At 42.7% G+C, this 7,302-nt stretch carries 6 protein-coding genes; 2 read left to right on the top strand and 4 right to left on the bottom strand.

Annotation, left to right across the window (positions count from 1 at the left end; translation table 11 throughout):
* Window positions 1–54 precede the first annotated feature (54 nt).
* Complete coding sequence (gene sthA, locus ACX5J7_RS14855; protein WP_071952652.1) at window positions 55–1,476, bottom strand: Si-specific NAD(P)(+) transhydrogenase; 1,422 nt, start codon at window positions 1,474–1,476, stop codon at window positions 55–57.
* A 204-nt stretch (window positions 1,477–1,680) separates the two neighbouring features.
* Window positions 1,681–2,808, bottom strand: a complete 1,128-nt coding sequence (locus tag ACX5J7_RS14850; protein ID WP_012519752.1) for an acyl-CoA desaturase — start codon at window positions 2,806–2,808, stop codon at window positions 1,681–1,683.
* Window positions 2,809–3,149: 341 nt separating this feature from the next.
* On the opposite strand from ACX5J7_RS14850, the gene fabR reads away from it, so the two are divergent.
* The gene (fabR, locus tag ACX5J7_RS14845) at window positions 3,150–3,743 is read left to right on the top strand and encodes an HTH-type transcriptional repressor FabR (RefSeq protein ID WP_012519751.1); all 594 of its coding nucleotides are present in this window, start codon (window positions 3,150–3,152) and stop codon (window positions 3,741–3,743) included.
* A 49-nt stretch (window positions 3,744–3,792) separates the two neighbouring features.
* Here the strand turns inward: fabR and trmA are convergent, their stop codons facing one another.
* Window positions 3,793–4,890, bottom strand: a complete 1,098-nt coding sequence (trmA, locus tag ACX5J7_RS14840) for a tRNA (uridine(54)-C5)-methyltransferase TrmA (RefSeq protein WP_333971271.1) — start codon at window positions 4,888–4,890, stop codon at window positions 3,793–3,795.
* A 164-nt stretch (window positions 4,891–5,054) separates the two neighbouring features.
* On the opposite strand from trmA, the gene ACX5J7_RS14835 reads away from it, so the two are divergent.
* Window positions 5,055–6,380, top strand: coding sequence for a DUF5610 domain-containing protein (locus tag ACX5J7_RS14835; RefSeq protein WP_498707389.1), 1,326 nt, complete (start codon window positions 5,055–5,057; stop codon window positions 6,378–6,380).
* Between the two features lie 72 nt (window positions 6,381–6,452).
* Here the strand turns inward: ACX5J7_RS14835 and ACX5J7_RS14830 are convergent, their stop codons facing one another.
* The gene (locus tag ACX5J7_RS14830; protein ID WP_015068072.1) at window positions 6,453–6,917 is read right to left on the bottom strand and encodes an RNA recognition motif domain-containing protein; all 465 of its coding nucleotides are present in this window, start codon (window positions 6,915–6,917) and stop codon (window positions 6,453–6,455) included.
* Window positions 6,918–7,302: the final 385 nt, after the last annotated feature.

Raw genomic sequence — 7,302 nt, 5'->3', positions numbered from 1 at the left:
ACGGTTCTGTGAGAGGGATGAGGCGGTGACGCCTCACCCTACTCGATGTGCCTGTTAGAAAATCCTGTTCAAGCCGTTTATCGCTGCAACGCGATAGGCTTCAGCCATAGTCGGATAGTTAAATGTGGTATTAACGAAGTAGTCAATGGTATTACCTTCACCTTTTTGCTGCATGATAGCTTGCCCGATGTGCACAATTTCTGAGGCACGCTCTCCGAAGCAGTGAATGCCCAAAATTTCTTTTGTTTCACGATGAAAGAGAATCTTAAGACTACCGGTTTGCGTGGACGCAATTTGTGCTCTAGCCAAATGCTTGAACTGTGCTCGTCCTACTTCATAAGGCACTTTAGCGGCTGTTAACTCCTGCTCTGTCTTGCCTACGGAGCTTATTTCCGGAATAGTGTAAATACCGGAAGGGATATCGGCAACAAGCGCTGAATGAGTGCTTATTCCAAGCATGGCTTCTGCTGCAAACCGGCCTTGGTTATATGCCGCTGATGCTAAACTAGGGTAGCCAATGACATCACCGACGGCATAGATATTATCTATCTCTGTCTGATAGTTTTCGTTTACGCGCAGTTGCCCTCTGTTGTCTGCTTTAAGACCAACATTCTCCAGCTTAAGGGTATCGGTGTTACCCGTACGCCCGTTAGCAAACAGTAAACAGTCTGCTCGCATTCGCTTACCTGATTCTAGGTTTAAAATCACAGAGTCATCTGACGTTTCGACCGATGAATACGTTTCGTTGTGGCGAATGAGAACGCCGTTATTCCATAAGTGGTAACTCAGGGCGTCGGAAATTTCATCATCTAGAAATGAAAGTAAGCGATCGCGCATGTTAACCAGATCAACTTTAACACCTAACCCTCTAAAAATGCTGGCATATTCAGAACCGATAACACCCGCACCGTAGATTATGATGGATTTAGGGTCGTGATCTAACGACAAAATGGTATCTGAGTTATAAACCCTTGGATGATTAAAATCGATGTCTTTCGGGCAGTAGGGACGGGAACCAGTAGCGATAGCTATTTGCGCTGCAGTAACCGTGTCTTTTGAACCATCTTCACGCGTTATCTCTAAAGTATGCGCATCAACAAAGCTTGCTTCGCCGTAAAACAGTGTCACCCGGTTTCTATCGTAAAAGGAAGAGCGAAGGCGTGTTTGGCTTTTCACAACGCCACTGGCATGACGCATGATATCTGAGAACGTAAGGCTCTTGCTTAAATGGTTATCGGCAAACAGAGGCGATGAGTTGTACTCAATGAGCCGGCTAACTGAATGACGAAGCGCTTTCGAGGGGATGGTTCCCCAATGCGTACAGCCTCCACCCACCGCTTCATAGCGCTCTACAACAGCCACTTTTTTACCGGCCTTGGCAAGTTGCATAGCAACACCTTCTCCGCCAGGACCCGTACCAATAACTATCGCGTCATAATGATAAGAAGGTGATTTCTGTTTTTGCTTAGCTGCCATTTTACTTTCCTATTGTGTAACGACTGGTGAGGTGGCGACATCGTAAATGCGCGCCAACTTCGCAACGGCATAAACCGTTTAAGAAGTTGCTATAAATATAGTACTACCTTAGTTGTCTTGTAATTCCAACTATAGGATAAAAAAAACCACATAAGCAGGCACTTATGTGGTTTTTCCAAAACTTAATTTACAGAAAGTTAGGGGCTAGGCCATTTGTAACGATAAGCTTTGCAAATGTGTCCATTTTTCTTTCTGCACAGCAAACGCGTGCTTCAGTTCTTTGTACTTATATGCAAGTTCTAACCCTTCAATACTGCGTTTTAAGGTGCGTTGCTTAACACGCATCACGCGCTTTTTCGTCGCGTAGTATTCACTCATTCGCTGCATAAGCAGGTCGTACTCTTCTTGAATAGTGTGCATCATTTCTTCAGCGTTGGGCAGTACCGATACTTTCTCACTAGCCCTTTGAAGCTGCATGGCCGCCAGTGCCTTTTCGATGCGCTCTTCAGGTACTTTGCGAAGGTTCGACGTTAAACCTACATAAGACAGCCCTTTGATTAGCCATTTAGTAGGATCAAACTGATACCAACGAATGCCGTTGCGGTAATCGTATTCAAAGATATGGTGGTAGTTGTGATAACCCTCGCCAAACGTGAAGAAAGCTAAAACGCCATTATCTCGCGCCGTATTTTTATCGGTATAAGGCTGACTACCCCAAAAATGGGCCAGAGAATTAATAAAAAACGTAACATGATGAACTAGCACCAACCGAAGAACGCCCGCTACTAAAATCATGCCCATTACGTCGCCGTTCAAATAGCCTAATAGACCAGTAATGCCAAAGTTAGCAGCGAGTACGATAGGTAAGTAGTATTTGTGCTGCCACATCACCACGCTATCTTTTTGCAGGTCTTTACAGTTGCTGTAGTCATCGTAACGCTTAGCTTGATACTCGCGTAACATCCAGCCGATGTGCGCGAACCAAAGCCCTTTCTTTGCAGAGTAAGGATCTTTGTCGTTGTCGTCTACATGGCGGTGATGCACACGGTGATCAGAAGACCAATGCAAAATACTATTCTGCAAGGCCATAGCGCCGCCGATAGCAAGAATGACACGCACAACAATGTTTGCATCGTAGGTCTTGTGAGACCACAGACGGTGATAACCAGCAGTAATCGACATGCCGGTAAAGTAGAACAGAAATATAGCAGTACCAATTTCTGCCCAGTCAATGCCTTGATACGCCACCCATAGCGGCACACCAATAAATGCTATTGCGCCAGATATTATAAATACCAGCGCATTAGTTAGGATAAGAGGAGGTTTTTTCATTTTATACAACTTGGCTTACAACTGTTCGCTAATTTATCGTTTTACGAGGCTTCAGGCAAGCAAAACCCAGATAAGTTCTGCTTACATGTGTAAAGTTTAATTATAGCCGAGGGTGGATAAAATGCAGGTAAAGTAAACTAATTAATGCTTAGCCCTTGTTTATAAAAGAGATGATTTTGTTTCTCTTTCCCCATTAGCGTGTGTTGCGATAAACTACGCACGCTAGTCCTTGATGTAAGAAGTTTGATTTCATTAATGGCTATTCAGATGATGCAGAATTTACATCGTAAAGTGCTGCAAATCATCGGGCCATTGAACGTTAATCAACATAGGTTGCAAATGTGAGTCGACAAGAACAGAAATTAAAAACCCGCCAAAATATCATCCATGCTGCTTTTTCACTGCTAGACGAAAACCGTAGTTTGTCGGCAATCAGCTTGCGTGAAGTCGCCAGAGAAGCAGGCATTGCACCTACGTCTTTTTATAGGCACTTTAAAGATATGGATGAGCTGGGTTTAACGCTGGTGGATGAAGCGGGTTTAGCATTGCGTCAGCTTATGCGTCAGGCAAGACGACGTATCGCGTCAGGGGGCGGTGTTATCCATACCTCTGTTGAAACCTTTATGGAGTTCATTGCGGCCAATACAAACGTTTTCCGTTTATTACTGCGTGAGCATACTGGCACGTCGTCTGCCTACCGGCTAGCAGTATTCAGAGAAATCCAACACTTCATAGACGAACTCACTGACTACATCATTGAGCAGCAAGGTGTGGAGTATTCCTGTGCACAACTTCAAGCTGACGCCATGGTAAGGCTAGTATTTAGTGCAGGCGCTGAGGCGTTAGAAGCTGATGAAAAGCTACGCAAGGAAATTGGCGAAAAAGTCAAAGCTCAACTTCGCTTTGTTCAGGTAGGTGCTACCCAGAAAAGCTAGCACCAACAGTATTATAGGAATGTTATGATACTGAAAACTTACACGCAAACTAGCCTTTGCGTGTAAGTAAAACACCTGCCTCAATATGATGGGTGAAAGGAAATTGATCAAATAGTGCCGATTGAGCGACGTCATGAGTTTCACTCAATAGTTCAAGGTTTTGCGCTAAGGTTTCAGGGTTACAAGAGATATACACAATATTGTCGTAATCTTGAATCATTCTTAATGAATCTTCATCTAACCCAGCTCTTGGTGGATCGACGAGTACAGTCGTAAAGTTATACTCGCTAAGATCGATACCCTCTAATCGGCTAAACGTACGCTTTCCTTTCATAGCTTGCGTAAATTCTTCTGCAGCTAACCTGACAATTTTTACATTGTGCAGTCTGTTTTGTTCAATATTAAACTGCGCTGCTTGTACCGAGGGTTTCGCTATTTCAGTACCCACTACGTTATCGAAGTGAAGGGCCAGCGGTAATGAGAAGTTACCGGCACCGCAGTACATTTCCAATAGATCACCAGATAGAGGTTTAACGCAGTCCAGAGCCCATTCAATCATCTTACAATTTACTTCAGCATTAGGCTGAGTAAAGCTGTTCTCGATATGCTTGAATACGAACTCATTACCCTTTACTGGCAAACGCTCAATAACAAAATCGTTGTCGATAATGCGTTTTTGTTTTCTTGCACGGCCAATAATATTCACTTTCGGGAAGTGCGTTTCCAACGTGCTTTTAAGAGACTTTGCGGCAGCTTCCCATTCATCATCTAACTGGCGATGGTATAAAAGGCTAATAACGAGTTCACCAGATAGCGCTGAAAGGTAATCTATCTGAAACAACTTCTTTCTTAGTATTTCATTAGGGCGAACTTCGTTTAGTAGCTTTTCCATCGCATCGTTAATTGTTTTGCACGCGGGAGGGAAACTATCTACGCGATATTTTTCTTTTGTTTCTTGATCAAACATGATGTGAAAGAGGTCGTCGCCCTCGTGCCACACCCTAAATTCTGCGCGCATACGATAGTGAGTAGGCTGTGATGGGTAAACCGAAGTTTTAGGCGCATTAAATGGAGAAAGTAACGCCGAAAGACGATCTACTTTTTCGTCTAACTGCGCTTGATAACGTTGTTGTTCATCGGCCGACATAAAATTCTCCATTGATAGTTAAGGTCGCGAATTGTAGTCCCTTATAAAATAACTGCAACAAGCGCTAGTTACTTCTATAAAAATCGTATAAAAAAAGCTGTATTAAAATTAAACAATACTGAATCGTTGCCGATAATAAGAAAGAGGATAGTGAGGATCAAATTATGAACGTGGGTCAAATTAAAGCTTTCATGGGCGATCAAAAGGTCGAGCAAAAAGCTGAACAGAAAGCGACGGTTCACCCGAATGAAGTATTGAAAAAGCAGTTGCAGCAAGATGGGTTGCAACAAGCAGCAGAGTTTTCTAAGCAGCAAGCGGCGTCTGTATCTGTTTCAAGCAGTCAAACGAGTATAGGTTTACGGGTAGTGAGCAGTAACCTGAACCAAGCGTTAGAGATTGACGGACAAAAGCCGCAAGAAACGAAAGGAAAAGCGCTGGACGAAGAATCTTCTAAGTTATTCGACTTCGAAAAGGTGGCTAGAAATGTACTTAAGTTTGTTGGCGGTGTAATTCGCGGGGCCGCCGATGGTGGAGCAAGTGAAGAAAAGCTAAATGGTTTATTTAGTCAGGCGAGAGAAGGCGTAAGTCGTGGTTTTGCCATGGCAGAAAAAGATTTAGCGGGTTTCATGAATGATGAGATAGAACAGGGCATGACAAAAAGCCGCGATCTCATTGATACGGGAATCAATGATCTTGAAACCGATATCTTTGGTCGTCAGCAGCCTAACGCTGTCTCCATATCCACACTAAATGCAGTAGCGGCATCAGAAGAAAAGAGCGGAAGCTTGGTGATACGGACAAAAGACGGCGATGAAGTCAGCTTTAGTTTTGAAAGCTTACAGTCTTTTAAAGCGTCTCAACAGTTAAGCTATCAAGCGCAGATCTCACAAGAGCAACAAGATAGTTCAGGAGAGTTAGACCAACAGAGTGACACTGAAAGTTCAGCGGCTTATTCTCAACAGACTTCTTATCAGTACTATGAACGAAGCGGAATCAGTTTTTCCCTCAAAGGAGAACTTGATGAAGGTGAACTAGAGTCTATTGCGAATTTAGTGGGTCAAGTTCAAGACTTAGCTGATACCTTTTATAATGGTGATATCGATAAAGCATATGAAGAAGCATTGAGTTTAGGCTTTGACGATAAAGAACTGGTGGGTTACGCACTGCAGCTTAATAGAACAACACAAACTGAAGTGCTAAAGACATACGAAAACATCCAGCATTATAATGAGGATAATAGCGATAATGCTAAATACGGTAACGTAGTAAGTCCAGTTGCCCAGTATCTAGAAAAGATGATGGATACGTTTGCTAATGCAGAGAATAAGCTAGCAAGTAGCGAAGACTACAATGCGTTAATTGCTGGATTAATAAATGAAATGAAAGATGTGCAGGTGCCTGACTTGATATCTGCTATTAATAGATTTCGATCTTTTAATCAGACTTTACTAGACGGACTACCGCAATCTGTAGAAGCCAACGAGTCTTAAGCCTTAAACCTTCCTCATATGAAAAAGCCCGGAGCAAATGCTAACCGGGCGTTTTTTACATGCGAATGAAGACTATTCGTGATCGACTTTATCTTTCGCTGGGCGAACCTTCAATGTACGCTCTTGAAAAATAGAATCGTTCGTCTTATCTATAACGCTACTTAAGTCATCGGTAACAACTTCAATAAAACCGTAACCTTTTCGCTTTCCCGTTTTTCGATCCTTCATTAGCCGAACTGACTGTACTTCAATAAAACTGCTGAAGTATTCCTTCACAGCGTTTTCATTTGCTCGATAAGGCAAATTACCTACATACAAGGTTTCTATCGATCCTTCATTAGAGTGTGCTCTGGCATCTGAGGAAGATGGACTTTGAATAAGAGACGCTAGCCATGGAGTGACGATACCGCTTATCAACAGAGCTGCTGATACGGTTAGTGGAACATGAACGTTTAAACTAGCAGAAGAAAACAACAAGTAACCTGCAATTGCAAAAATAGCGCTTATAACGGCGCATTGAATAAAGCCTACTTTCATATACCTACCTTTCTATTGTTTATTATGGGGTTGGAGGCTGTATACAGTTTACTCATTTGTAACAATTAGAACAATAAAATGTGAAAAAACTAGCCGAAAGATGCATTGAGCTTGTAGAAATGATGCAGAAATGAGCGGTTAACCTCAAAAGTGTGCTAAAAAGCAAAAAAATCCAATTTAACTGTTGATCTTTCTCATCAGGTATCTATAATGCGCTCCACGTTCTGAGGGGGCTTCGAGAAAAACAAAGTCAACTTAGCAACAAGTGCGAAGCCAAGTTTTTAAGCAAATAAAAAGTTTAAAAACAAGGTTGACATCGAAAACAAACGATGTAAAATGCGCACCTCACTCGAACAGGGTGAGCCACTAAGAAGCAAAGCGCTTC

This window comes from Alteromonas infernus (genome assembly GCF_902705815.1).
This window is presented reverse-complemented; position numbering and strand designations above follow the sequence as displayed.